This window comes from Micromonospora taraxaci (assembly GCF_007830095.1).
Classification (GTDB): domain Bacteria; phylum Actinomycetota; class Actinomycetes; order Mycobacteriales; family Micromonosporaceae; genus Micromonospora; species Micromonospora taraxaci.
Genome location: NZ_VIWZ01000001.1, coordinates 2,188,317 through 2,214,836, shown reverse-complemented (window position 1 = coordinate 2,214,836; position 26,520 = coordinate 2,188,317). Strand labels below are relative to the sequence as shown.

At 72.7% G+C, this 26,520-nt stretch carries 20 protein-coding genes and 1 pseudogene; 6 read left to right on the top strand and 15 right to left on the bottom strand.

Annotated elements, in window-relative coordinates:
* Nucleotides 1–53: 53 nt before the first annotated feature.
* The 3 genes from FHU34_RS10490 to gltB all read right to left on the bottom strand — a co-directional run bounded on the left by FHU34_RS10490 (nt 54) and on the right by gltB (nt 7,846).
* A complete protein-coding gene (locus FHU34_RS10490) occupies nt 54–1,451 on the bottom strand; it encodes an MFS transporter (protein WP_145779775.1) in 1,398 nt (465 codons plus the stop codon).
* Between the two features lie 175 nt (nt 1,452–1,626).
* A complete protein-coding gene (locus FHU34_RS10485) occupies nt 1,627–3,162 on the bottom strand; it encodes a glutamate synthase subunit beta (protein WP_145779774.1) in 1,536 nt (511 codons plus the stop codon).
* A complete protein-coding gene (gene gltB, locus FHU34_RS10480) occupies nt 3,155–7,846 on the bottom strand; it encodes a glutamate synthase large subunit (RefSeq protein WP_145785530.1) in 4,692 nt (1,563 codons plus the stop codon). Before gltB ends, FHU34_RS10485 begins: the two co-directional genes overlap by 8 nt.
* A 165-nt stretch (nt 7,847–8,011) precedes the next feature.
* Here gltB and FHU34_RS10475 point away from each other — a divergent pair, with 165 nt between their 5' ends.
* Nucleotides 8,012–8,857 carry a GNAT family N-acetyltransferase gene (locus FHU34_RS10475; RefSeq protein ID WP_145779773.1) on the top strand — a complete coding sequence of 282 codons (846 nt, stop codon included), beginning with the start codon at nt 8,012–8,014 and terminating at the stop codon, nt 8,855–8,857.
* Between the two features lie 115 nt (nt 8,858–8,972).
* On the opposite strand, the gene FHU34_RS10470 is transcribed toward FHU34_RS10475, so the two are convergent.
* Complete coding sequence (locus tag FHU34_RS10470) at nt 8,973–10,160, bottom strand: FAD-dependent monooxygenase (RefSeq protein WP_145779772.1); 1,188 nt, start codon at nt 10,158–10,160, stop codon at nt 8,973–8,975.
* Between the two features lie 15 nt (nt 10,161–10,175).
* Complete coding sequence (gene lgt / locus FHU34_RS10465; protein WP_208744958.1) at nt 10,176–11,402, bottom strand: prolipoprotein diacylglyceryl transferase; 1,227 nt, start codon at nt 11,400–11,402, stop codon at nt 10,176–10,178.
* Between the two features lie 102 nt (nt 11,403–11,504).
* On the opposite strand from lgt, the gene FHU34_RS10460 reads away from it, so the two are divergent.
* Nucleotides 11,505–12,077 (top strand): NUDIX hydrolase, encoded by a 573-nt coding sequence (locus FHU34_RS10460; protein ID WP_145779770.1) that lies wholly within the window; start codon nt 11,505–11,507, stop codon nt 12,075–12,077.
* 56 nt (nt 12,078–12,133) lie between these two features.
* Here the strand turns inward: FHU34_RS10460 and trpA are convergent, their stop codons facing one another.
* Genes trpA through trpC form a run of 3 tightly spaced genes read right to left on the bottom strand, consistent with a single transcriptional unit; the run spans nt 12,134 to nt 15,019 of the window.
* A complete protein-coding gene (gene trpA / locus FHU34_RS10455) occupies nt 12,134–12,937 on the bottom strand; it encodes a tryptophan synthase subunit alpha (RefSeq protein WP_145779769.1) in 804 nt (267 codons plus the stop codon).
* A gap of 1 nt (nt 12,938) precedes the next feature.
* Nucleotides 12,939–14,177 (bottom strand): tryptophan synthase subunit beta, encoded by a 1,239-nt coding sequence (trpB, locus tag FHU34_RS10450; RefSeq protein WP_145779768.1) that lies wholly within the window; start codon nt 14,175–14,177, stop codon nt 12,939–12,941.
* 38 nt (nt 14,178–14,215) lie between these two features.
* Nucleotides 14,216–15,019 carry an indole-3-glycerol phosphate synthase TrpC gene (gene trpC, locus FHU34_RS10445; RefSeq protein ID WP_172862221.1) on the bottom strand — a complete coding sequence of 268 codons (804 nt, stop codon included), beginning with the start codon at nt 15,017–15,019 and terminating at the stop codon, nt 14,216–14,218.
* Nucleotides 15,020–15,511: 492 nt separating this feature from the next.
* On the opposite strand from trpC, the gene FHU34_RS10440 reads away from it, so the two are divergent.
* On the top strand, nt 15,512–15,775 hold the full coding sequence (locus tag FHU34_RS10440; RefSeq protein ID WP_425280521.1) for a hypothetical protein: 264 nt from the start codon (nt 15,512–15,514) through the stop codon (nt 15,773–15,775).
* 20 nt (nt 15,776–15,795) lie between these two features.
* Here FHU34_RS10440 and FHU34_RS10435 read toward each other — a convergent pair whose 3' ends face one another.
* From FHU34_RS10435 to FHU34_RS34145, 4 genes and pseudogenes are all read right to left on the bottom strand, one after another.
* Entirely contained in the window at nt 15,796–16,395 is a 600-nt protein-coding gene (locus tag FHU34_RS10435; protein ID WP_145779766.1) for a Trp biosynthesis-associated membrane protein, read from the bottom strand.
* Between the two features lie 114 nt (nt 16,396–16,509).
* Nucleotides 16,510–18,063, bottom strand: a complete 1,554-nt coding sequence (locus tag FHU34_RS10430) for an anthranilate synthase component I (protein WP_145779765.1) — start codon at nt 18,061–18,063, stop codon at nt 16,510–16,512.
* Nucleotides 18,060–18,491: a phosphoribosyl-AMP cyclohydrolase gene (hisI, locus tag FHU34_RS34150; protein ID WP_145785529.1), complete on the bottom strand. Its 432-nt coding sequence runs from the start codon at nt 18,489–18,491 to the stop codon at nt 18,060–18,062. Before hisI ends, FHU34_RS10430 begins: the two co-directional genes overlap by 4 nt.
* A gap of 186 nt (nt 18,492–18,677) precedes the next feature.
* Nucleotides 18,678–18,995 (bottom strand): annotated as a pseudogene (locus tag FHU34_RS34145) (phosphoribosyl-AMP cyclohydrolase); the annotation flags it as partial.
* Nucleotides 18,996–19,543: 548 nt separating this feature from the next.
* Between FHU34_RS34145 and FHU34_RS10420 the strand changes: the two are divergent.
* The 3 genes from FHU34_RS10420 (at nt 19,544) to FHU34_RS10410 (ending at nt 21,710) form a co-directional block, all read left to right on the top strand.
* Nucleotides 19,544–20,299 carry an ABC transporter ATP-binding protein gene (locus FHU34_RS10420; protein WP_145779764.1) on the top strand — a complete coding sequence of 252 codons (756 nt, stop codon included), beginning with the start codon at nt 19,544–19,546 and terminating at the stop codon, nt 20,297–20,299.
* Nucleotides 20,296–21,051: an ABC transporter permease gene (locus FHU34_RS10415; RefSeq protein WP_145779763.1), complete on the top strand. Its 756-nt coding sequence runs from the start codon at nt 20,296–20,298 to the stop codon at nt 21,049–21,051. Before FHU34_RS10420 ends, FHU34_RS10415 begins: the two co-directional genes overlap by 4 nt.
* Nucleotides 21,052–21,113: 62 nt before the next feature.
* Complete coding sequence (locus FHU34_RS10410) at nt 21,114–21,710, top strand: TetR/AcrR family transcriptional regulator (protein WP_145779762.1); 597 nt, start codon at nt 21,114–21,116, stop codon at nt 21,708–21,710.
* A gap of 137 nt (nt 21,711–21,847) precedes the next feature.
* Here the strand turns inward: FHU34_RS10410 and FHU34_RS10405 are convergent, their stop codons facing one another.
* The 3 genes from FHU34_RS10405 to FHU34_RS10395 all read right to left on the bottom strand — a co-directional run bounded on the left by FHU34_RS10405 (nt 21,848) and on the right by FHU34_RS10395 (nt 26,464).
* Complete coding sequence (locus FHU34_RS10405; protein ID WP_145779761.1) at nt 21,848–22,597, bottom strand: DUF2470 domain-containing protein; 750 nt, start codon at nt 22,595–22,597, stop codon at nt 21,848–21,850.
* Between the two features lie 87 nt (nt 22,598–22,684).
* Nucleotides 22,685–24,466, bottom strand: coding sequence for an ABC transporter ATP-binding protein (locus tag FHU34_RS10400; RefSeq protein WP_145779760.1), 1,782 nt, complete (start codon nt 24,464–24,466; stop codon nt 22,685–22,687).
* Between the two features lie 114 nt (nt 24,467–24,580).
* Nucleotides 24,581–26,464, bottom strand: a complete 1,884-nt coding sequence (locus tag FHU34_RS10395) for an ABC transporter ATP-binding protein (protein ID WP_145779759.1) — start codon at nt 26,462–26,464, stop codon at nt 24,581–24,583.
* Between the last annotated feature and the right edge of the window lie 56 nt (nt 26,465–26,520).

The following is a 26,520-nucleotide window of genomic DNA, read 5'->3' as shown; positions in this document are numbered from 1 at the left end:
CGATCTTCGTGCCGCCCTGCCCCGTGCGCGTGCCACCGGGGGTGACCGCTGTCTCAGCGGCGGGCCACCGACCCGGCGGTGGCCAGCTCCGGGAGCCGGACCGCGCCCAACCGGATCTCGCCGGGACCGGCCGGCGCTATCACACACACCGCCCCGGCGGGACGGACGATGCGGGCGGCCCGGAACGCCACCCGTCGTACCGGATGGCGCGGCCGGGGCGTGACCAGCGCGAGGGTCGCCGTGCGGGCGTGCTGACGGTCCAGGGCGACGGCCGCCGCGACCGTGGCGATCGTCGCGGCGGTCCCGGCCAGGACGAGCGTCTGGCGCGGCCCGGCGTACTCGGCGAGCCAGCCGAGCAGCGGGGCACCGACCGCGGCGGAGACCGAGCCGGTGACCGCCAGCGCGGCGAGCACCCGACCCCGCATCGCGGCGTCGGTGTCGAGTTGGGCGCGGGTACCGACCGTGGTGTCGATGACCACCGCCGCGGCGGCGATCGGCAGGATCACCGCTGCGAAGCTCACGGTCCCCGGTGCGAGGCCGGCGACGATCTGCAAACCGCTGGCGAGCAGGCCGGCGACGACGAGCGTTCCGTACCCCAGGGAACGGCGACGGGCCGCGACGAGGGCGCCGACCACCGTTCCGACCGCGAACACCGTCGACAGGACGCCGTAGCCGGACGCGCCGGCGTTCAGCGGGCCGTCGCTCATCGCCGCCATCGTCACCTGGTAGTTGCGGCCCAGACTGCCGAGCACGAACGACAGGGCGAGCGCGAGGAGCAGCACCGGCTGCCCGCGCAGGTAGGCGAACCCGGCCCGCACGCCGCTGCGGGTCGCGCCGGCGGCGGTCACCGCCACGCCGGCCACGGCCCCCGGGCGGACGGCGAACAGCGCCACCACCACGGCGGCGAAGCTCGCCGCGTTGATGCCGAACAGCAGGGCGGGGCCGACGGCGGCCACCACGACGGCGCCGAGGCTCATGCCGAGGATGCGGCCGGCGGAGTTGGAGAGCGACCCGAGCGCCAGGGCGTTGCCGAGGGTCTCCCGGTCGACGAGGGTGGAGGCCCAGCGGCCCATCACCGGGCCCTCGATGGCCGAGACGGCACCGGTGGCCAGGGAGATCGCGAAGATCAGCGGTAGGCCGCCGAAACCGGTCAGGGCGACCGCGCCCAGCCCGGCGGCGAGCGCCGCGTGGGCCACCTGGGAGGTGATCAGCAGCGGGCGGGCCGGCAGGCGGTCGGCCAGTACACCGCCCCAGACGCTGAGCAGCAGTGTCGGTGCCGCCTGGAGCAGCACGGCGAACCCCATGGACGTCGCCGAACCGGTCTCCTTCAGGACGTACCAGTTGACCCCGAGGACCTGCATCCAGGTGCCGATGACGGAGACGAACCCGGCGAGCGCCCAGATGCGGTAGTTGCGATGGCGCAGCGCGGCGAAGGTGGCACCCGTGGCCACGACGAACCTCCAGCGATCGGCGGCATGATCATTCAGGCCGATCGCGGCGCGGTTCGGCAGCCGACAAGTCTTGCCGCCTTAAACCTGTTTGCCCACATTTGTGAGCGGCTTCACCAGCGGGAATGCCCGGCCGGTGCGGCAGCAGCCTGCCGCACCGGCCGGACGACCCAATCTGTCAGCGAGCGGCGAGAGCCTGCGCGGCCGGGCCGACCGGGGCCGGCAGCACACCGGCACCGCCGAGGTAGGCGTGGATGGCGGCGGCCGCCGCACGACCCTCGGCGATGGCCCAGACGATCAGCGAAGCGCCCCGGTGCATGTCACCCGCGACGAACACCCCGTCGGCGTCGGTCTGCCAGTCGTCGCGGGCGTCGACAGCGCCCCGCGGGTTGCGGGTCACCCCGAACTGCGCCAGCAGCGGCTGCTGCTCGGTGCCCTCGAAACCGATCGCCAGCAGCACCAGATCCGCCGGAAGCTCCCGCTCGGAGCCCGGCACCACCGTCACGATGCGCCGGCCGTCGCGCTTCTCGACGGTCACCTCGGCGATCCGAACCGCACGCACCTGGCCGGTGCCGTCGTCCACGAACTCCTGCACCGCAGCGGCGAAGACCCGCTCGCCGCCCTCCTCGTGCGCCGGGTAGCTGCGCAGGATCCACGGCCAGGTCGGCCACGGGTCCCGTGCCTCGTCGCGCTCCTGCGGCGGCTGCGGGTACAGGTCGAGCTGGTGCACGCCCGCAGCGCCCTGGCGATGGGCGACGCCGAGGCAGTCGGCGGCGGTGTCCCCACCACCGATGATCACCACGTGCTTGCCGGCAGCGTCGATCGGAGTGCCGTCCGGCAGCACCGCCCGCGCCAGCCGGCGCTCGCCGGTGGTCACGACGCCGGCCTGGTCGGTGGCCGCGGTGGCGACCGCGCGATTCGCCGCGACCAGGTGCGCCATCGCCTGGTGTACGCCCCGAAGCGCCCGCCCCGGGGTCTCCGGAGTGTCCCGGCCCTGCAACGCGCCGCAGGCCAACAGCACCGCGTCGTGCTCGGCGCGCAACTGCTCGGCGGTGACGTCCACCCCGACGTTCACGCCGGTGCGGAAGCGCACCCCCTCGGCGGCGAGCTGGGCCAACCGGGCGTCGATGTGCCGCTTCTCCAACTTGAAGTCGGGGATGCCGTACCGGAGCAGACCACCGATCGCGTCGTCCCGCTCGTACACCGTCACCGCGTGACCGGCGCGAGCCAACTGCTGGGCGGCGGCGAGGCCGGCGGGCCCGGAGCCGACGACTGCGACCGACCGGCCGGACGGCGCCGGCACCGGGCGGGGGGTGAACCCACGCGCGGCGGCGGCGTCGGCGATCTCCACCTCGACCTGCTTGATGGTCACCGGCTGACCACCGGGGATACCGAGCACGCAGGCCGCCTCGCAGGGCGCCGGACAGAGCCGACCGGTGAACTCCGGGAAGTTGTTGGTGGCGTGCAGCGACTCCACCGCGGCATCCCAGTTGCCGGTACGCACCAGGTCGTTCCAGTCCGGGATGCGGTTGCCCAGCGGGCAGCCGTCGTGGCAGAACGGGATGCCGCAGTCCATGCATCGCGTGGCCTGCTCACGGACCAGCTCCTCGCCGGCCGGCGGGTAGACCTCACGCCAGTCGCTGATCCGCACCGACACCGGACGGCGGGCCGGCAGTCGCCGGTCGTAGCGCAGGAAACCGTTCGGGTCAGGCACGTGCCACCTCCTGGGCCGCCACCCGCGGGGCGGGCGGCGCCGGCATCGCCGGCACAGCGGGTGCGGTCAGTTCTGTCATGACCGCGTCGTCGACGTCGCGGCCGGCGGCTTCGGCGGCCCGCATGATCTCCAGCACCCGGCGGTAGTCGCGGGGTACCACAGCGGTGAACTCGGCCACCGCCTCCGGCCAGCGCTTGAGCAGCTCCTCGGCGACCGCCGACCCGGTCTCGGCCACGTGCCGCTGCACCAACTCGTGCAGCAGCGCCTGCTCCTGCTCACCCAGCGGCGCCAGGTCCACCAGCTCGGTGTTGACCCGCGCATGGTCCAGGTGGTGCACGTACGCCGTGCCGCCGGACATGCCGGCCGCGAAGTTACGGCCGGTCGCGCCGAGCACCACCACAGTGCCACCGGTCATGTACTCGCAACCGTGGTCGCCGACACCCTCGACCACGGCGACCGCGCCGGAGTTGCGCACCGCGAACCGCTCCCCCACCCGGCCACGCAGGAAGACCTCGCCCGCCGTGGCTCCGTACAGGATGGTGTTGCCGGCGATGATCTGGTCCTCGGCCCGCTGCCCCGGCGCGGCGTCGGGGTCGAGGAACGGGGCGGCGGCGTCCGGACGGACGACGACCCGCCCACCGGAAAGACCCTTGCCCACGTAGTCGTTGGCGTCGCCGTGCAGCCGCAGGGTCACCCCACGCGGCAGGAACGCGCCGAACGACTGCCCGGCCGTGCCGTTCAGCACGAACTCGATGGTGTCGTCCGGGAGCCCGGCACCGCCGAAGCGACGGGTGACCTCCCCGCCGAGCATCGCGCCGACGCTGCGGTGCTCGTTGCGCACCGCCACCTCGACGCGCACCGGCGCCCCGTCGGACAACGCTGGACGGGCCAACGCGATCAGCTCGTTGTCCAGGGCCTGCTCCAGGCCGTGGTCCTGGGCGCGCACCCCGCGTCGGGCCGCACCGGCGGGCAGCTCCGGCAGGTGCAGAACGGGCGCCAGGTCCAACCCGTGCGCCTTCCAGTGCGTCAGAGCCGGGGCCACGTCGAGCAGCTCTGCCTGCCCGATCGCCTCCTCGATGGACCGGAGACCCAGCTCCGCCAGGTAGCCCCGGACCTCCTCGGCGAGGAAGAGGAAGAAGTTCTCCACGAACTCCGGGGTGCCGGTGAACCGCTCACGCAGTACCGGATTCTGGGTGGCGATGCCGACCGGGCAGGTGTCCAGGTGGCAGACCCGCATCATCACGCAACCGGCGACGATAAGCGGCGCTGTCGCGAAACCGAACTCCTCCGCGCCGAGCAGCGCCGCGACCAGCACGTCCCGGCCGGTCTTGAGCTGGCCGTCGACCTGAACGGTGACCCGGTCGCGCAGCTTGTTGAGCAACAGCGTCTGCTGCGCCTCGGCCAGCCCCAGCTCCCACGGCGTACCGGCGTGCTTGAGCGAGTTCATCGGGGACGCGCCCGTGCCGCCGTCGTGGCCGGAGATCAGGATGACGTCCGCCTTGAGCTTCGCCACCCCGGCGGCGACGGTGCCGACGCCGACCTCGCTGACCAGCTTGACGTGCACCCGGGCTGCCGGGTTGACGCACTTCAGGTCGTGGACGAGCTGGGCCAGGTCCTCGATGGAGTAGATGTCGTGGTGCGGCGGTGGGGAGATCAGACCGACGCCGGGAGTGGCGTGCCGGGTCCGGGCGATCCACGGCCAGACCTTGTTGCCGGGCAGCTGACCGCCCTCGCCCGGCTTCGCGCCCTGGGCCATCTTGATCTGGAGGTCGTCCGCGTTGACCAGGTATTCGCTGGTCACACCGAAGCGACCGCTGGCGATCTGCTTGACCGCCGAGCGGCGGGCCGGGTCGTGCAGGCGCTCGACGTCCTCGCCGCCCTCACCGGTGTTGGACTTGCCGCCGAGACGGTTCATCGCGATGGCGAGTGTCTCGTGTGCCTCGGCGGAGATCGACCCGTACGACATGGCGCCGGTCGCGAACCGCTTGACGATCTCGGAGGCCGGCTCGACCTCCTCGATCGGCACCGCCGGGCGGACCCCGGTACGCAGGGTGAACAGCCCGCGCAACGAACCGGCCTGCGCGGCGAGCGCGTCGACCTTCGCGGTGTACTCCCGGAAGACGTCGTACTGCCGACTCCGGGTGGCGTGCTGCAACAGGAAGACCGTCTCCGGGTTGAACAGGTGCAGCTCACCCTCGCGACGCCACTGGTACTCGCCACCGACCTCGAGCCGGTCGGAGGCGGCGGTGCCCGCCGACGGCCAGGCCAGCGCGTGCCGGGCAGCCACCTCGGCGTGCACGCCGGCGAGGCCCACCCCGCCGATCCGGCTGGGGGTGCCCCGGAAGTACCGCTCGACGAGCCGGCTGTCGAGGCCGACCGCCTCGAAGACCTGCGCCCCGCAGTACGAGGAGACCGTCGAGATGCCCATCTTCGACATGATCTTCAGGACGCCCTTGCCGAGCGCCTTGGCGTAGTTGCGCACAGCGGCAGCCGGCTCGACGCCGGCCAGCGCACCGGTGGAGATCAGATCCTCCACCGACTCGAACGCCAGGTACGGGTTGACCGCCGCCGCCCCGTAACCGATCAGGACGGCCGCGTGGTGCACCTCCCGACAGTCGCCGGACTCCACGATCAACGCCGCCTGGGTACGCGTCTGCTCGCGCACCAGGTGCTGGTGCACGGCGGCGGTGAGCAGCAGCGACGGGATCGGCGCCAGGTCGGCGTTGGAATCCCGGTCGGAGAGCACCAGGATCCGCACGCCGTCCTCGATCGCCTCGGAGACGTGCCGACAGATCTCGGTCAGCCGCGCCTTGATCCCGGCGGCGCCCTCCCGGATCCGGTACAGCCCGGAGACCCGGACCGCCTTGAAGCCGGGCAGGTCGCCGTCCTCGTCGATGGAGAGGATCTTCGCCAGCTCGTCGTTGTCGATGATCGGGTGCGGCAGCACGATCTGCCGGCAGCTCGCCGCGCCCGGGTCGAGCAGGTTGCCCTCCGGCCCGATCGTCGACGCCAGGCTGGTCACCAGCTCTTCGCGGATGGCATCCAGCGGCGGGTTGGTGACCTGGGCGAAGAGTTGGTGGAAGTAGTCGTAGAGCAGCCGCGGCCGGGTGGACAGCGGCGAGATCGGAGTGTCCGTACCCATCGAACCGAGCGGCTCGGCGCCGGTGCGGGCCATCGGCCCGAGCAGGATCTTCAGCTCCTCCTCGGTGTAGCCGAAGGTCTGCTGCCGCCGGCGTACCGAGTCGTGGGTGTAGACGGTGTGCTCGCGGGCCGGCAGGTCACCCAGCTCGATCAGCCCGGCGTGCAGCCACTCGGCGTAGGGCTGGGCGGCGGCCAACTCGGACTTGATCTCCTCGTCGTGCACGATCCGACCGGCGACGGTGTCGACCAGGAACATCTTGCCCGGCTGGAGTCGGCCCTTGGCGACCACGTGGGCCGGGTCGAGGTCGAGCACGCCCGCCTCGGAACCGAGCACGACGAGGCCGTCGTCCGTCTGCCACCAGCGCCCCGGGCGCAGCCCGTTGCGGTCCAGCACCGCACCGACGATCTCGCCGTCGGTGAAGGCCACCGACGCGGGACCGTCCCACGGCTCCATCAGGCTGGCGTGAAAGCGGTAGAAGGCGCGCTTGGCCGGCTCCATGCCGGGGTCGTTCTCCCACGCCTCGGGGATCATCATGAGCACCGCGTGCGGCAGGCTCCGCCCCGCAAGGTGCAGCAGCTCAAGGACCTCGTCGAAGTTCGCCGAGTCGGAGGCGCCGGGCGTGCACACCGGGAAGACCCGCCGGATGTTGCCCGGCACGTTCGGCGAGCGCAGCAGCGCCTCCCGAGCCTGCATCCAGTTGCGGTTGCCCCGGATCGTGTTGATCTCGCCGTTGTGGGCGATGAAGCGGTACGGGTGCGCCAGCGGCCAGGACGGGAACGTGTTGGTGGAGAAGCGGGAGTGCACCAACGCGATCGCGCTGTCGATCCGCTCGTCACGCAGATCCGGGTAGAACGCCGGCAACTGGTCGGGGGTGAGCATTCCCTTGTAGACCATGGTGCGGCTGGACAGCGACGGGAAGTATGCCGGGACGCCCCGCTCGGCGGTCTCCCGTTCGGCTTGTTTGCGCAGGCTGAACGCCACTCGGTCCAGCTCGATGCCGTGCAGCGGCGAACCGGCCGGCCCCTCGGGCGCGTCGGTGAGCCGTCGCGCGGCCAGGAAGAGCTGTCGAACCCGGGGCATCGCCGCCAGGGCCGTCTCGCCAAGGTCGCTGCTGTCGATCGGCACGTCCCGCCAGCCGAGCAGGTCGGCGCCCTCCACCAGCGCGTACTTCTCGACCACCCGCCGGGCACGCGCCTCGGCGGCGTCGTCGTCGGGGAAGAAGACCAGCCCCGTCGCGTACTGACCGGCCGGGGGAAGCGCGATGTCGGCCACCGCGCGCAGGAACGCGTCGGGGACCTGGATCATGATGCCCGCGCCGTCGCCGGTGTTCTGCTCCGCGCCTCGGGCGCCGCGATGGTCCAGTCGACACAGGGCGCCGAGCCCGTTGGCGACGACCGCGTGTGAACGCCGGCCGTGCAGGTCCGCCACGAACGCCACACCGCAGGCGTCGTGCTCCTGCGCGGGGTCGTAGAGGCCCTGGGCGGGTGGGCGGGGGTCGGGCATCGGGGACGCCTGCGGGCTGTGCGGGTACGGCTGTGTCATATCCGCGTACGGCTGAGCCACCGGGCCTCCTGTCGTCACTCAGGTTGGATCATGGTGGGGACGACGTCGGCCCGTGGGTCTATTGAGTCTACGTTAGGGCGACGCTCGCACGGCCACCTGAGATTGATCACACCGTCCACTGGCTGGGACGTGTAGTCTCGCGCGGTGGATCCGCTCAACAAGCACGTCTTCGACCGGTTGGAACGTTTCTACGACGCGGTGCCCCGCGACGTCGCCGGTGCGGAGGAACATGGCGGGCTGGTGTTGTTCGTCCGCGAGGGCAACGGATGGCCGTTCTACGCCCGTCCCCGGCTCGACGCCAGCGAACCGCCGTCGCTGGCCGACGTGGCCTCGGTTCGCGAGCGGCAACGGAAGCTGGGCCTGCCGGAAGCCTTTGAGTGGGTGCACGAGACGACCCCCGACCTGCTGGCGGTGGCTCGCTCGGCGGGGCTGCACGTGTTGGAGGCGCCGCTGATGGTGCTCGACCCGAGCGCGCTGCCCGACCCGGCGACGCTCTCCGACGCGGCGGTGCGGGTGCTGGCCGCCGACTCCCCCGGTTTTGCCGCCGATGTCGCCGCCCGGCGCGCGGTGGCAGCCGTGGCGTTCGCCGCCGCCGGCACCGCCACCGGAGAGGCGGGCCCGGCAGAGCGGGACGCGGCGGTCACCGAACTCGAACTCGCCGCGCTCGACGAGGAACGCGCCCGGATCGGCGACGGCCGACGGATTTCCGCACTGGCCGGCACGTCGACCGAGGGTGCGCTGTCCAGCGGCATGGCCATGCGGGTCGACGACGTCGCGGAGATCGCCGGGGTGGCCACCCTGCCGGCCGCCCGCCGACGCGGACTGGGCGCCGCGCTGACCGCCACCCTCGCCCGGGAACTGCTCGCGGCCGGCACCGACCTGGTCTTCCTCTCCGCCGGCAGCGAGGAGATCGCCCGGGTCTACCTGCGGGTCGGCTTCCGCCGCATCGGCACCGCCTGCATCGCCGAACCCGCAGCCCTGATCCCCTAGCCCCGCCCTCCGACCATGTCGATCATGGAGTCGTGGCGCCGGATCAGGACGGTTTTGTCACGCTTCGACCACCACCACAAGTCCTTGATCGACGCGGTGGAACGAGTGAGGCGGGTCAGGTGGGGGGCCGCCACTGGGCGGCGGTGGCCGCTGCGCTGGAGAGCAGTCGGGAGTTGATCGTGCCGAGCGCGGCGTCGCGGGCGCGCAGTGCCAACCGGCCACGGGCCTGGAGCACCGCCGACATCCGCCGCGTCTGCCGGACCACCGTCGCGGCGCGCGGGCGGCGTACCCGGTCGTACGCCTGAACGGCGTCGGGCAGCCGAGCCTCACGGAGCAGGGTGGCGAGCGTGGCGGCGTCCTCGAACGCGAGGCAGGCGCCCTGCCCGAGGTGCGGTGGCATGGCGTGCGCCGCGTCACCGAGTAGCACCACTCCGCCCGGACCGGCCGGAAAGCCGTACGCGCGGGGCAGCGGTCGCAGCTCGCGGACCTCCTGCTGGACCAGGTCGGACGGGTCGGTGGCGTCGAGCAGCGCGCCGATCGGGTCGGGCCAGCCCGCGTACCAGCGACGGAGCAGGGCGAGCTGGGTCTCCGGCGGTTCGGGGCGTGGCGCGCCGGCAGCGGTGGCCACCCAGTAGATGCCGCCCCGGGTGGAACCACCCGACGAGCCGCGCTCACCCAACGACGCGGCCACGAAGCGGTAGCCCGCGCCGAGGATCTCACCGACCAGTGGCTGGTCGTCGCGTAGCCGGGGCGCCTTGTACCAGGGGATGACAGCGCGCCAGGCGGCACATCCGGAGCTGACCACCCGGGATTCGGGGGCGAGTTGGCGGCGGATGCCGCTGTCCGTGCCGTCGGCCGCGACCACCAGGTCGACCTCGATGGTCTGTCGGCCGTCGCTGACCGCCGGTCGCTCACCCGGCTCGACCCGGACGTGGCGCACTGTCACGCCGGTCCGCAGGTCGACCCGCTCGCCGAGACCGGCGATCAACGCGTCGTGCAGGTCCTCGCGGTGCACCACCACCGGCATCCGGTCGGCGGGGATGGGCCGAGGCTGGACGAGCCAGTGCCCGTCCGGGCGGCGGACCCCACCGTCGGGCAGCGGAGTGGCGATGGCAGCCAGGCCCGCGCCGAGGCCGAGGGCTTGCAGCGCGCGGACACCGTTGGGCCAGAGCACCACGGCGGTCGGCTCGGGGCGGACCCGTTCGGCGCGCTCCATGAGGGTGACCATCCAGCCGGAGCGGGCCAGCGCGCCGGCCACCGCGAGGCCACCGACCCCGGCGCCGACCACCACCGCGCTTCGCATCGGTGTCGCCCCCGCTCAGCTGTCCCGGTCGGCGGGCCGCACGCCCGAGGCGTCAGCCCGGTCGGCGGGCCGGGCGCCTGCGACGTCAGCCCGGTCGGCTGACGAATCGTCCGCAGAGTCGTCGTCGGTCGACGTGCTGCCGACGACCGTGTCGTCGGCGCGGGGCTCGTCGGTGCCGGGCTCACCGGTGCTGCGCTCGACGGCCTCGTCGCCAGCGGGCTCCGCCGGCACGACGCCGGTTTCCTGCCAGGCGGCGTACTGCTCCTCGCTGACCACCCGGTAGCCCTCCGGCGCGGCGGTCCGCGTGGGGGTCTCCCGCTCGGAGAGGTCCACCTGGGACAGGTCGGACGCGGGGGGCGGGGTCGGCGTCGGCGTCGCGCCGATCGGGATCAGGAACTCCTGCGGGCCGCGTACCCGCACGAAGTAGATCAACCCGCCGAGGAAGACCAGGGCGGCGGTCCAGACGTTGAGCCGGACGCCGAGGATCTGGTTGGCCTCGTCGGTGCGCATCAGCTCGATCCAGAACCGGCCGGCGGTGTAGCCCATCACGTAGAGCGCGAAGGCCCGACCCCGACCCAGCTTGAGTCGGCGGTCGAGGAGGAAGACCAGGGCGACGACGCCGAGGTTCCACAGCAGCTCGTAGAGGAAGGTCGGCTGGTACAGGCCTGGTTCGAGGATGGGCTGCCCGGCGTCGTCCCGCAGGGCGTGCCCCGGATTGTCCGGGTCCATCCGGTGGATCTCCAGGCCCCACGGCAGTGTGGTGCGGGCACCGAACAGCTCGTTGTTGAACCAGTTGCCGAGCCGCCCGACCGCCTGGGCCAGCGGCAGCCCGGGCGCCAGCGCGTCGGCCACCACGCCGAACGGAATGCCGAGCTGTCGGGCCGCAATCCACGCCCCGACCGCGCCACCGGCGACCGCGCCCCAGATGCCGAGACCACCCTCCCAGATGGCGAACGCCTTCATCGGCTCGCCACCGGCGCCGAAGTATTTCTCCGGCGAGGTGATCACGTGGTAGATCCGGGCGCCGATGATGCCCGCGGGCACCGCCCAGACGGCGATGTCGAGCACCGCGCCGGGCGCGACGCCGCGCTGCCGCAGCCGGCGCTCCGTCACCCAGCAGGCCAGCACGATGCCGGCGATGATGCAGAGCGCGTAGGCCCGGATCGGCACCGGCCCGAGCTGCCAGACCGCGGTGCTGGGGCTGGGCAGGGCCGCCTGGGGGGACAGCGAGGCGAGGGTCACGGGTGCACACGCTACCGCTGCACACCCCCACAGCGGCACCCCGGGCCGCCGGAGCCCGCAACTCGGTGACTTCTGGTTTGCACCCCCGTACGCTCTTTGTCCATGAGCGCGCTCACCTGGGCGGTCGCCGCGGTCGTCACCGACGACACCGGCCGCGTGCTGCTCTGTCGACAGGGTCGGGGCGAGCGCCGCTACGCGCTTCCCGGTGGGCGTCTACGTCCGGCGGAGAGTCCGGTGCGGGCGGCCCTGCGGGACATCAGGGCGGAGACCGGCTGGGACATCGACCTGGTCGACCTGGTCGGCGTCTACCACCTGACCGGCCCCGCGGGGGAGGCTACGCCCGGCCGCGTCGGACCGCTGCCGGACGTCCTCGTACACGTGTTCCGGGCCCGCGCCGCAGGGGTCCAGCCGGCCGCCGACCCACCGCCGGGCTGCCGGCTGTCCTGGCACTCCCCCGACGTGCTCCCCGAGGCCGTCACGCCACTCACGCGGGCCGCCGTCACCGACGCTCGTGAGGGCCGCTCCGGCGTACTCCACGATGTTTCCCGGACGCCGGGCGTCGCAGCGCCGCCGGCGACGACTCTCTGGCGCGCGACCGACCCGGACGGGCGGTCGGGAGCGGGGCAGCCTCCGGAGCAACGCGGCGAGGCCGCGGACCCGTCCCTGCGCCCCTGACAGCCCCGAACACCCCGAGGGCCGCCAGCGTTGAGCGCCGAAACCCGGCGGGAGTCTCAGCGGGTGGGGGTACGGACGCCCTCGGCGAGTTCGGCACTGAGGGTACGCAGCGCGGCCAGCCCGTCGGCCTCGGTGGGCGCGTCGAGCACGCACCGGACCAGGGCGCTACCCACGATCACCCCGTCGGCGTACCCGGCGACGGTGCCGGCCTGCGCGCCGGTGCCCACGCCCAGACCGACACCGACCGGCAGGTCGGTGACCGCCCGGACCCGGGAGACCAACGTCGGAGCCGCGTCCGAGGTGCTCGCCCGAGCTCCCGTCACACCCATGACGGCTGTCGCGTAGACGAAGCCACGGCAGTGCTCCACTGTCATCGCCAGCCGAGCGTCGGTGGACGACGGCGAGACCAGGAACGTGCGGTCCAGCCCGTGTGCGTCCGAGGCCGCGAGCCACTCGTCGGCCTCGTCGGGGATCAGGTCGGGGGTGATCAGACCGGTGCCGCCGGCGGAGGCGAGGTCACGGGCGAACACGTCCACGCCGTACCGCTCGACCGGGTTCCAGTAGGTCATCGTGACCACCGGCGCGCCGGTGGCCGCCACCGCCTCGATGATGCGCATGGTGTCGGCGGTGCGGACGCCGCCGGCCAGGGCGATGTCGCTGGCCTTCTGGATCACCGGCCCGTCCATCACCGGGTCGGAGTAGGGAATCTCCACCTCGATGACGTCGACCCCGGCCTCGACCATGGCGATCATCGCGGCGATGCTGCCCTCGACGCTCGGGAAACCAGCCGGCATGCAGCCGACCAGCAGTGCCCGCCCGTCGGCGCGGGCCTTGTCGAAGGCCAGCCCGATCCGGCTCATCTCACTGCTCCTTGTCGAGGATGCCGAAGTAGTCACCGGCGGTGTGCACGTCCTTGTCGCCCCGCCCGGAGAGGTTGACCACGATGGTGGGTTCCCGACCGAGCTCGGCGGCGAGCTTCGGGGCCAACGTGACGGTGCCGGCGAGCGCGTGCGCGCTCTCGATCGCCGGGATGATCCCCTCGGTGCGGCAGAGCAGCTCGAACGCAGCCATCGCCTCGTCGTCGGTGACCGGCAGGTAGTTCGCCCGACCGGTGTCGTGCAGCCAGGCGTGCTCGGGCCCGACGCCCGGGTAGTCCAGACCGGCGGAGATCGAGTGCGACTCCAGGGTCTGCCCGTCGGCGTCCTGCAGCACGTAGGTGCGGGCACCGTGCAGGACGCCGGCCGACCCACCGGTGATGCTGGCCGCGTGCCGGCTGGTGGTCACGCCGTCGCCGCCGGCCTCGAAGCCGTACAGCCGCACGTCGTCGTCGCCGACGAAGGCGTGGAAGATGCCCAACGCGTTGGATCCACCACCGACACAGGCGGTCACCGCGTCCGGCAGCGCGCCGGTGAGGTCGAGGCACTGCTGGCGGGCCTCGTCACCGATGCCCCGCACGAAGTCGCGGACCATCGCCGGGAACGGGTGGGGGCCGGCGGCGGTGCCGATCAGGTAGTGCGTCTCGTCGACGTTGGCCACCCAGTCACGCATCGCCTCGTTCATCGCGTCCTTGAGCGTGCGCGAGCCGTTGGTCACCGGCACGACGGTGGCGCCGAGCATGCGCATCCGGGCCACGTTCAGTGCCTGCCGCTCGGTGTCGACCTGGCCCATGTAGACCACGCACTCCAGGTCGAACAGGGCGGCGGCGGTCGCGGTGGCCACACCGTGCTGGCCGGCGCCGGTCTCCGCGATCACCCGGGTCTTGCCCATCCGCTTGGTGAGCAGCGCCTGGCCGAGCACGTTGCGCACCTTGTGCGCGCCGGTGTGGTTGAGGTCCTCGCGCTTGAGCAGCACCCGCGCGCCGACCTTCGCGGAGAAACGCCGGGCCTCGTAGAGCAGCGACGGGGTGCCGGCGTAGTCGCGCAGCAGTGCCCCGAACTCGGCCCGGAAGGACTCGTCCGCCATCGCGGCGCGCCACGCCCCGTCGAGCTCGTCCAACGCGGCCACCAGGGCCTCGGGAACGAACCGACCGCCGAAGCGGCCGAAGTGGCCGGCGGAGTCGGGCTGCGGGCCGGCCACCGGGGCCAGCGCGTCGGCGCTCATCGGAAATCCTCTCGGTGGGGCGTCACGTCGGTGCGGGGTCAGCGCACCGGCCGGGGCGTTGCGGGGTGGTTGCCCGCGTTGACCAACTCGGCGACCGCCTCGCGGGGGCTCTTCTGGGTGACCAGACCCTCGCCGACGAGCACCGCGTCGGCGCCCGCGGAGGCGTACCGGATCAGGTCGTGGGGGCCGCGAACACCGGACTCCGCGATCTTGACGACGCTGCTGGGCAGGCCGGGCGCGATCCGCTCGAACACCGACCGGTCGACCTCAAGGGTACGCAGGTCACGGGCGTTGACCCCGATCACCTGCGCGCCGGCCTCCAGAGCCCGGTCGGCCTCTTCCTCGTCGTGCACCTCGACGAGCGCGGTCATGCCCAGCGACTCGATCCGCTCCAGCAGGCCCATCAACACGTTCTGCTCGAGCGCGGCGACGATCAGCAGGACCAGGTCCGCGCCGTGCGCACGCGCCTCGTGCACCTGGTAGCTGGAGACCACGAAGTCCTTGCGCAGCACCGGCACGGTCACGGCGGCGCGGACGGCCGCGAGATCGTCCAGCGAACCGCCGAACCAGCGCCCCTCGGTCAGCACACTGATCGCCCGAGCCCCACCGGCCGCGTAGTCGACGGCGAGATCGGCCGGATCGGCGATCTCGGCCAGCCGGCCCTTGGACGGCGACGAACGCTTCACCTCGGCGATCACGGCCACGCCGGGCTTGCGCAGCGCCGCGTACGCGTCCAGCGGCGGCGGCGCCGCCGCTGCCAGTTCACGGATCCGCTCCAGCGGAACCTGCTCCTGGCGTCGGGCGACGTCCTCACGTACGCCAGCCAGAATCTCGTCGAGCACGCTTACGGACGCTGCCTGACCGGCGTCGTCCCCCTCCGCGTGCGCATGCTCAGCAGTCACCAACGGACTCCCCTCTCCGGGCGTCATGGGCCGATGCTAGGGGCAGCCGACCGACGCCGAATGCCGGGGGTATGGCGCTGCTCACGAAAAGGGCTGCGGCATAATGGCCGACTTGCCGTGAACGGTGTGTCACGCAGCGCCACCTCCGGTATCGACCGCCGTCACACGGTGCGAGGCCCGACGACCACGGTCGGACCGGGCCGATCCATCGATCATGCCACCAGTCGCCGGTCGGCGCGCGACGACAACAACGTCGATCGATGTTGTGAGCAAGCTCAAGGTCGGACGGACAGTCCTGGTCATGGCCCAGGCGAGACAGTTGACCGGGCGGTCACAGCGGCGAAACCTCGGCCGACGAGCATCGTCCTCGGGCAGACTCAATGGCGCGCCTGCCCCGACCGTCGCAACTCCTCGTGCGAGGTGACCATGAGCATGTCCGAGCCGCAGCCGACCAGCGGGTTGACCACCATCTCACGCACAGTGGCGTCGCTCGCCGTCGGCGTGGTGCACACCGTCGAACGCGCAGTGGTCGGCGAAGGACGGATGCGGACCGCACGCGGCAACGCCTGGGAGGCCGTCTGCGCCGACCGGGCCCGCGCCGACCAACGCGCCGAGCTGAACCGCCTGGTGGCCGAGCTGACCGCCGCCCGTGCCGCCAGCCGCCGGGTACAGCGCGAGCGTCAGCCAGTCGGCTGACACGCCGCCTGCCCGCGGCGTCAGTCGGCGGTCGGGTCCTCGCCCCGGTCCAGAGCGTCCCACGCCTCCGTCGTCCGCCGCCCGGCCAGCGGCGTCGACGAACCCTCCGGGCCGGCCGGCGCCGACACGGTCTCCGGGCCCAAGCGCGCCGGCCGTTCGTACCGAGCGCCCATCGCCGGCCAACCGCCGCCCCGCACCGCCGTCCACCAGCCACCAGCGGCAGCCAACAACCCGCCGAGCAGGCACAGCGCCGGCCACTGCCGGCTCACCGAGCCACCCACGTCGGCGACCAGCCCGTAGCCGCCACCGGCCGCCACCGCCAGACCCAGCACGCCGAGCAGCCCGCCGAGCACCCGCCGCACCCGGCCCCGGGTGGCCAGCACCGCACCACCACCCGCCAACGCCACCACAGCCAGCGCCGGCAGCCACGGCAGCAGGCCCGCGCCGCTGCGGGTGTCCCGCACCGGCGGCAGCGGCGCCGGGCGCACCGTCAACTCGACCGACCAACTCCGCGTCGCAGCCCACAGCGCCAGACCCGCGCCGGCCAGACAGAGCAGGACGGCGTACGTCAACTCGCGCCGCCCCACAGCGGACCGCTCCCCGCCACCACGCGCGCTCACTGGGCCGGCCTTTCGTTCGCGACTGCGGGGCTCCGCTCCGCTGCACTCCTCGCGCTCACCGAACCGGCCTTTCGTTCGCGACTGCGGGGCTCCGCTCCGCTGCACTCCTCGCGCTCACCGGGCCGGCCTCAGTGTTTCGGCGGCTGCGATCGCCGCCAGCACCGCGGCGGCCTTGTTCCGCGTCTCCTGGTCCTCGGCGGCCGGGTCCGAGTCGGCGACCACCCCCGCACCGGCCTGCACGTAGGCGCGGCCGTCGCGGATGAGCGCGGTCCGGATGGCGATCGCCATGTCCAGGTCACCACCGAAGCCGAAGTAGCCGACAGTGCCCCCGTAGAGACCACGGCGTACCGGCTCCAGCTCCTCGATGATCTCCATGGCCCGCACCTTCGGCGCGCCAGAGAGGGTGCCGGCCGGGAAGGTCGCGGCGAGCGCGTCGAAGGCCGTCTGATCGTCACGCAGCGTGCCGGTGACGGTGGAGACGATGTGCATGACGTGGCTGTACCGCTCGATGGTGGCGAACTCGGGAACCTCCACGGTGCCCGGCTGACAGACCCGGCCCAGGTCGTTGCGACCCAGGTCGACGAGCATCACGTGCTCGGCGCGTTCCTTCGGGTCGGCGAGCAGCTCGGCGGCGAGCGCGGCGTCGGCGGCGGGGGTGCCGCCACGCGGTCGGGTGCCGGCGATCGGGTGCAGCAGCGCCCTCCGTCGCCCGTCCTCGGCGGCGGTGACCTTCAGGTGCGCCTCCGGTGACGAGCCGACGATGTCGAAGCCGTCGAAGCGCAGCAGGTACATGTACGGGCTCGGGTTGCTGGTGCGCAGCACCCGGTACACGTCCAACGGGTCGGCGTGGATCGGCCGCTCGAACCGCTGGGAGAGCACGATCTGGAAGCACTCACCGGCCCGGATCGCCTCCTTGGCCGCTTCCACGGCCTTCGGGTACCCGTCGGCGGGCGTACGGCAGAGCACCTCCCCGACCGGAGGACGCTCGACCGTGGAGATCATCGGCGGGATGGGCCGGGACAGCGCGGTGGTCATCGCGTCCAGTCGGCCCACCGCGTGGTGGTACGCGGCGGCGACCTGCGGGGCGCGGTCCGGGGCGTCCGACGGTGGCAGCACCGCGTTGGCGACCAGGATCGCCGAACCGTCGTAGTGGTCGAGCACCACCAGGTCGGTGGCGAGCATCATGCCCAGCTCCGGCACACCCAGGTCGTTCTCGGTCAGCTCGGGCAACCGCTCGAAACGGCGGATGAGGTCGTACCCCAGGTAGCCGACCATGCCCCCGGTCAGCGGCGGCAGCCCGTCGGAGGGGTCCCCGACCGGGCCGGCCAGCGCCGCGACGGTCTCCCGCAGCACCCGCACCGGGTCGCCCTCGGTGGGCAGACCCGCCGGCGGCTGGCCGAGCCAGGTCGCCACGCCGTCCCGCTCGACGAGGGTCGCGCTGCTGCGTACGCCGATGAAGGAATAGCGCGACCAGGCCATGCCGGCCGACCCCACGCCCTGCTCGGCGGACTCCAACAGGAACGTGCCCGGTCCCCCGGCCAGCTTCCGGTAGACGCCCACCGGGGTCTCCGCGTCGGCCAGCAAGCGCCGGGTGACCGGCACGACCCGCCAGCGGGCCGCCAACTCGGTGAAGGTGGCCAGGTCCGGGGTGACCGCGCCGTCGGTCACGGCTGGGCCTGCGTGGTGACGGGCAGTTCGGTGAAGAAGCAGGTCCGGTGCCCGGTGTGGCAGGCGGCGCCGACCTGGTCCACGCTCACCAGCAGCGCGTCCCCGTCGCAGTCCAGGGCGACCGAGCGGACGTACTGGTGGTGCCCGGAGGTGGCCCCCTTGACCCAGTACTCGCGGCGGCTGCGCGACCAGTAGGTCGCGCGACCTGTGGTGAGGGTGCGGTGCAGCGCCTCGTCGTCCATCCAGGCGACCATCAGCACCTCGCCGGAGTCGTGCGCACGGACCACGGCGGCGACCAGACCATCGGCGCTGCGGCGCAGCCGGGCCGCGATGGCCGGGTCGAGCCGGGACGGGCGAGCCGACTCGGGCGTCACCGGGCCGTTGGGATCGCTGGGGACGCCGGTCGCCGGCGCGTCAGGTACGGGCACAGTGACCAATTGTCCCGCACGCGGCGCGGGTACCGCCGACCGCTCCCGCCCAGGCCGCGGCGGAAGCCCGACGGGTCGGGCCAGCTGGGCCACGTAGCGGTCCAACCGGCCGTCGACCAGGGCGGCGGCCAGGTCCGCGCCGGCGGTGTCGGCGATCTCCTCGGCGTACGGCCGGATCAACGGCAACGTGCCGGCGACCAGCCGTACGGCGGCGGCCCACAGCGCGCTGGTGGCGCCCGGACGCAGCCCGAGGCAGAGCAGCATGTCGGCCCGGTATCCGGGTGGGGCCACCGGCAGTTCCAGGGCCGCCGCGAAGGCCGCCCGGCGGGAGTGGACCCGCACCGAGGGGTTGGCCGGGCGCAGCACCGACGGGCAGAGGCGGGCCAGGTCGGCGACGGCGAGCCGGACGCCGAGGCGGTCGTTGACGGCCCGAGCGGCGGCAGCCTTACCCAGCGTGGCGATCAGTTCCTCGAGTCGGGGTGGCTCGGCGGGCTGACAGAGCACCGGCAGATCGATCCGGGGGCGCCAGTGCGGGTCGGCCCAGAGCAGTCTCGCCGGCGTGGTGACCGGCAGCCCGAACGCCCAGTCGGCCGGTTCCCCGAGTCGGTGCACCCAGGAGCGGACGTCCCGGGCGGCCACCGAGACGTGGGTGACCCGACCTGCGGTTTCGGCCAGGTACGCCCGCCGGGCGGCGTACGGGGCACCGCCGACCAGCACGTCGAGGTCGACGTCGCTGTGTGCGGTGGCGGCGCGGCGGGCGTGACTGCCGCGCAGCAGGATGCCGACGACCGGTCGCTCGGCGGCCTGCCGCAGCCGCGCGGCCCAGTCCTCGAGAAAACCGCTGTCCGGTAACGGAGGGTGACCCACCGCGCCATCGTGCCGTACGCCCGATCAGCGCGCAATGCCCGTTGGCGGACTCAGTGTCCGGTCCGGAGCCTACTGCCCGTTCTCATGCTTCCTGCGACGACTGGCGGAGCGGACGCGTTGCGTCGGGATCAGTAATTCATCTAGCGTTGATTTCAACAGATGATGAGTTTTCTTGGAGGTGCGGGATGGACGATGCGATAGCCGTCCGGGACCTGGTCGTCGACCGGGGCGGGCGGCGTGTGCTGGACGGCATCAGTTGCCGCGTCCCGCGCGGCGCCGTCACGGGCCTGCTCGGCCCCAGCGGCAGCGGCAAGACCACGTTCATGCGCGCGGTGGTCGGGGTGCAGCTGGTCAGCGGCGGGACGATCACCGTCCTCGGACGACCGGCGGGCACCCCGGCGCTGCGGCACCGGGTCGGCTACCTGACCCAGGCGCCGAGCGTCTACGCCGACCTGACCGTGCGGGAGAACGCCCGCTATTTCGCGGCCCTGTACGGCCGGGGTCGGGCCGAGGCCGACCAGGCGATCAGCGATGTCGGGCTCGCCTCGGCGGCCGGTCAACTGGTCGCCACCCTCTCCGGTGGTCAACGCAGCCGAGCCTCCCTGGCCTGTGCGCTGGTCGGAGAACCGGAGCTGGTCATCCTCGACGAGCCGACAGTCGGTCAGGACCCGGTGCTGCGAGCCGATCTGTGGGCCCGTTTCCACGCGATGGCCGCCGCGGGCACCACCCTGTTGGTGTCGAGCCACGTCATGGACGAGGCGGCCCGCTGCGACCGGCTTCTGCTGATCCGCCAGGGGCGGCTGATCGCCGACGACAGCCCGGCAGCCGTCCGCGCCACTGCCGGGGTGGACGACCTCGACGAGGCGTTCCTGCGCCTGATCCGGGCCGGCGAGGCGGGTCCGGCCACCATGGACGCGACGAACGGACGGGAGCAGTCGTGACCCCGCGGATCCTGGCGGCCACCACCGGCCGCATCCTGCGCCAACTCCGGCACGACCGGCGCACCATCGCGCTGCTCGTGGTGGTGCCGGCGGCCCTGCTCACCCTGGTCTACTTCATGTACGCCGACCAGCCCACCCCGCCCGGCCAACCGACGACGTTCGACCGGATCGCGCTGGTGATGCTGGGCATCTTCCCCTTCGTGATCATGTTCCTGGTGACCAGCATCGCCATGCTCCGGGAACGCACCTCCGGCACGTTGGAGCGGCTGCTCACCACACCACTGGGCAAACTCGACCTGCTCTTCGGGTACGGCATCGCGTTCGGCCTGGCCGCCGCCGTACAGGCCGTCGTCGCCGCCGGTGTGGCGTACTGGATCTTCGGTCTGGAGACCGCCGGCAGCATGGGGCTGGTGATCGGGATCGCCGTCGTCGACGCCGTGCTCGGCGTCGCGCTCGGCCTGCTGTGCAGCGCCTTCGCGCGCACCGAGTTCCAGGCAGTACAGTTCCTGCCAGTCGTGGTGATCCCCCAACTGCTGCTCTGCGGGCTGTTCGTGGCCCGCGACCAGATGGCCGGCTGGCTCCAGGCGCTCAGTGACGCCTTCCCCCTGTCGTACGCCATCGAGGCGTTGCAGGAGGTCGGCGCCCACGCCGAGCCGACCGGCAGGATGTGGCGGGACGTGGCGGTGGTGCTCGCAGCGGTGGTGCTGGCGCTGGTGCTCGCGGCGGCCACCCTGCGCCGGCGCAGCGGCTGAGGCTGCGGCAGCCGTGGGTCGACCGGCCCACGGCTGCCCAGGTGGACGAACGAGGGGCGGCGATGACGCGGCGGACCGGCCGGCGACCCGGCAATCCGGACACCCGGGAGGCGATCCTCGACGCCGCGCGCACGACGTTCGCGGAGCGTGGCTTCGACTCCGCGTCCATCCGCGCCATCGCCGGCACGGCAGGTGTCGACCCCGCGTTGGTGCACCACTACTTCGGCAGCAAGGACCAGCTCTTCCTCACCGCGATGAACTTCCCGGTCGACCCCGCCCAGCTGGTGCCGACGGTGCTCGCCGGTGACCGGGACGGCGCCGGTGAGCGCCTGGTGCGCACCTTCCTCGGTGTCTGGGACTCGCCCGCCGGCAGCGCCGCGCAGGCGCTGCTGCGTTCCGCGGTGAGCAACGAGTGGACCGCGCGGCTGCTGCGCGAGTTCGTCACCACCCAGGTCCTGCGCCGGGTGCTCGAACAGCTCGACGTCGACCCGGCCCAACTGCCGCTGCGCGGTTCGCTGGTGGCCACCCAGATGATCGGCCTGGCGATGATGCGGTACGTGGTGCGCCTGGAACCGGTCGCGTCGGCGGCCCCGGAGACCCTGGTGGCGGCGATCGGCCCGACGATCCAGCGGTACCTCACCGGGCCGCTGCCGGCCTGAGATCCCTGCGACGTCCCAGCCACCGTGATCCACTCCGGTTCGGCGAACTCGCGGTATCCGAGTGCCAGGGATACCCCCACATCGGCGAAACCGAGTGGATCAAGGCCGAACGCGCGGCGACGGGCACGACAGCCCGGTCAGCGCGGCGGACGGGCACCGGCCGGGAGCCGCAGCGGCGGCAGCAACCTCGGCAGGTCGGCCGGATCGGCCACCGGGCCGGGGAAGGCCAATCGGATCCGACGCCGGGAACCCGGTCGGCCGAGGGCGACCACCAGCCCGTAGCGGTCGATCCGCACCACCCGGGGCGCCCCGCCCGGGGCCTGCTCGGTCAACCCGAGCTGTCGGCGCAGGTACTCGGTGACCTGCGCGCTGTCGCCCTCGGCGAGGTGGGCCAGCAGCCGCGCCTCGACCGGGTGCACCGGGTCCGGCTCCGCCTCGGCGTACTCCACCGGGTCGATCCGGTGCACGACGCCGGCCCGCTCCCAGCGGACCTCGACCACCTCGAAGCGGAACAGCCGGAAGCGGGCGCCCAGGTCGAGGAGGTCACCGGTCGGCTCCACCGCGGCGAAGTCGACAGCCGCGTGGCGGGCCTCGTCGCCGTGCAGCTCGGCCGCCCAACCGGACACCCACGCCCGACCCAGACCGGGCGCGCCGGCGGCCGGCGGCAGGTCGAGCACGTCGAGGACCACCGCCACGTCGTCGCCCCCGGCGACCGGCTGCAGGGCGGCGGCCAGGTGACTGGCCACCGGCACCAGCAGCAGCACCCGTCCGTCCGGGTCCGTCACGTGCCGGGCGTGGTGCGGGCCGGGGCGGTGGGCCAGGTGGACGAGACCGGGCAGGCGGCCGGCGACGAGGGTACGGACGATCTCGGCGGGGTTGGGCCGCATGGGCGCGACCTCCTTCGAAGGTTAGGCTTACCTAAGCCGGAGCCTAGAGCACCTGACCTCCGGCGTCCACCACACCGGAACACCACGTCACCTGGTCTGCTCCAGCCAGGAGGCGTAAAGCAGGCCGTAGACCGAGTCGGCGTCACGCACCAGCTCGTCGTGCGGACCCCGCTGCACCACCCGACCCCGATCCACCACGATCACCTCGTCGGCCGCCTGCGCCGTGGAAAGCCGGTGCGCGATGGCGAGGGTCGTCCGCCCCCGGGTGACAGCGTCCAGGGTGCGTTGCAACCGCACCTCGGTCGCCGGATCCACCGCGCTGGTCGCCTCGTCCAGCACCAACAGGTCCGGATCGGCCACGTACGCACGGGCCAACGCGACCAACTGCCGCTCCCCGACGCTGAGCGCCTCGCCCCGCTCACCGACCGGCGTGTCCAGACCCGCCGGCAGACCCTCCAACCAGTCCGACAGGCCCAACTCCGTGAAGGCGACAGCCAACTGCTCGTCGGTCAGCTCCGGCCGGGCGAACCGGACGTTGTCCCCCACCGTCGCGTCGAACAGGAAACCGTCCTGCGGCACCATCACCACCCGGGACCGCAGCGAGTCGAACCGCACCTCCGCCAGCGGCACCCCGGACAGCAGCACCGCCCCGGCCGACGGGTCCATCAGCCGGGTCAACAACTTGGCGAAGGTGGTCTTGCCGCTGCCCGTCTCGCCGACCACCGCCACCCGGCTCTTCGCCGGGATCTCCAGGTCGATGTCGTGCAGCACCGGCGGGCCACCCGGATAGGCGAACCGCACACCCGCGAAGCGGATGTCCAACGGCCCACCCGGCAACTCCCGCCCCTGCTCCCCCGGGTCCGCCACGTCGGGGGCGACGTCCAACACGTCCAGCACCCGACGCCAGCCCGCGATCGCGTTCTGGGCCTCGTTGAGCACCTCGGTGGCGATCTGCACCGGCTGGATGAAGAGCGTCACCAGGAACAGGAACGCCGTCAACTGGCCGATCGACAACGTGCCACCCACCCCCAGCGTCACGCCGAGCACCACCACACCGGCCAACGCCAGCCCCGCCGCCAACTCGCCCACCGAACTGCCCACGATGCTGATCCGGATCGCCCGCTGCTGCGCCACCCGCTGCCCGTCGATCGCCTCGTCCAACCGCCGCTCGGTACGCCCCGCGATGCCGTACGCCCGAATCACCGGAGCGCCCACCACGCTCTCGCCGATCGCGCCGAGCAGCGCGCCGGTGCGCTGCCGCACCGTCGCGTACGCCGTCGCGAGCCGGCGCTGCAACTGCCGGATCACGAACACCGCCGGCAGGAACGCGGCCAACACCACAAGAGTCAATTGCCAGGAGTACGCCAGCATCACGGCGGTCGTGACCACCAACTGACCGAGGTTGACCAGCAGGATCACGCCACCCCACTGGAGGAACTGGGTGATCTGGTCGACGTCGCTGGTCACCCGCGACACCAGCGACCCGCGCCGCTCCGACTGCTGGTGCAACATCGACAGGTCGTGCACGTGTCGGAACGCCCGCGTCCGCACGTTCGCCAACGCCGTCTCGCTCACCGTGAACAACCGGCGCATCATCAGGTAACCGCAGATCGTCGTGATCGCCAGGATCGCCGCGGTGATCCCCACGACCGACCAGAGCACAGCGAAATTCAGACCACCGACGATGCCGCGGTCGATGCCCTGCTGGACGGCGACCGGCACGGCCACCCGACCGACCATGTAGACCAACGCGAGGGCCAACGTGCCGGCCAGACCGGTCCGCAGCTCCGGCGACAGAGCCAGACCCCGACGCAGGGTCTGCCAGGTCGTCTCCTCCCGCGTCTCCCGCTCATCGGTCTTGACGCTCACTGAACCGGCCTTTCGTTCGCGACTGCGGGGCTCCGCTTCGCTGCACTCCTCGCGCTCACCGAACCGGCCTTTCGTTCGCGACTGCGGGGCTCCGCTTCGCTGCACTCCTCGCGCTCACCGGTCCACCTCGATTTCCAGGCCCGAGGGCAGCGGCGCGACGTCGTCGCCGTACGGACTCTCCTGCGCGCGTTCGACCTCGGCCTGCTCGTACGCCGTGACCAGGTCGACGTAGCCGGGCACCGTGGCCAGCAACTCGTTGTGCGTGCCCCGGGCGATCACCCGCCCCTGCTCCACATAGATGACCTCGTCGGCGAGCGCGATGGTGGCCCGTCGGTACGCCACCACCAGGATCGACGCTACCGGCACACCCGGCTCGGCCGTCGACGACCGCAGCCCGGCCAGGATGGCCGCCTCCACCCGGGGGTCCACCGCGCTCGTCGCATCGTCGAGCACCAGCAGGCGCGGGCGGCCGGCCAACGCGCGGGCCAGGGTGAGACGCTGCCGCTGCCCGCCGGAGAGCGAGGTGCCCCGCTCGCCGACCATGGTGTCCAGACCGTCGGGCAGCGCCGCGACGAAGCCGTCCGCCTCGGCGAGCCGCAGGGCCGCCCAGACGGCCTCGTCGTCGATGCCCGGCCGGTCCAGCGCGATGTTGGCGCGCACCGTGTCGTCGAAGACGAACGGCACCTGAGCGACCAGCGCCACAGTGCCGGCGAGCGACGCGGCGGTCAGCTCACGCACGTCCACACCGTCCAGGGTGACGACGCCGGTGTCCGGGTCGACGAGGCGTACCGCCAACGAGGCGATGGTGGACTTACCGGCGCCGGTCGGCCCGACCAGAGCTACCGTCCGACCGGCCGGCACGGTGAAGCCGACCTCGCCGAGGACCTGCGCGCCGGGCTGGTGTGCCTCCGCCGGCGGGTAGGAGAAGTGCACGTCGCTGAAGGTGAGGGTGGCCGGGCCGGAGCCGGCCGGGTCGAGCACGCGCTGCCCGTACGGCATCTCGCCGGTGGCGTCGAGCACCCGGCGGACCCGGTCCCAGCCGGCGACGCTGCGCGGCAGCTCGGCCAGGACCCAACCGATGGCCCGCACCGGGAAGGCCAGCACGGTGAAGAGGAACGCCACGCTGACCAGCTCGGTCACGCTGATCGCGCCCTGGCGCAGCCGGAACGCCCCGACCACCAGCACGGCGAGGGTGCCCAGGCTGGGCAGGGTCTCCAACAGCGGGTCGAAGATGCCGCGCAGCCGACCGACAGCGATCAACGAGTCGCGCAGCTCGCCGGCCCGGCCGGCGAACCGGGCGGTCTCCTGCGCCTCGCGGCCCATCGTCTTGACCACCAGGGCGCCGTCGAAGCTCTCGTGGGCGATGCCGCTGACCTCGGCGCGCAGCCGTTGGGCCCGAGCCTGCCGGGGCGCCATCCGACGGGAGTAGACGACGTTGAGGGCGAACAGCGCGGGGAAGACCGCGAGGCCGACCAGGGCCAGCGCCCAGTCGGTGGCGAAGAGCGACACGATCGCGCCGACCAGCATCACGAGCGTGCCGACGGCGAAGGGCAGCGGCGCGATCGGGTACCACGCCGCCTCCACGTCCGAGTTGGCGTTGGACAGCAACGTGCCGGTGGAGTTGCGGTGGTGCCAGGACAGCGGCAGCTCCAGGTACCGGCGGGTGACCCGACGTCGGTAGGAGGCCTGGAGGCGGTACTGCATGTAGCCGGCCCCGAGCCGCCGACCGACGATGCCGGCCACCCGCAGCACGCTGATCCCGAACAACGCCGTCGCGGCCAGCGCGAGCGTGCCCGCGCCCACCTCACCGCGTTCGATGGCCGGGAGCGCTACCTCGCCGATGACCGTCCCGACCACCCGCGCGCTGATGATGATCATCCCGCCGAAGAGCACACTGCCGACGACCGCCACCGTGAAGATCCGTGGCTGCTCACGAATGGCCTGCCGCAGGACCCCCAGCCCTCGACTGAGCACGTCCCGACTTGTCCTGCTCGCCACGCTCTCCCCCGCCGTAAGCGTCAATTATCTCCCTCATCCTTACCGGTCCGGGCCAG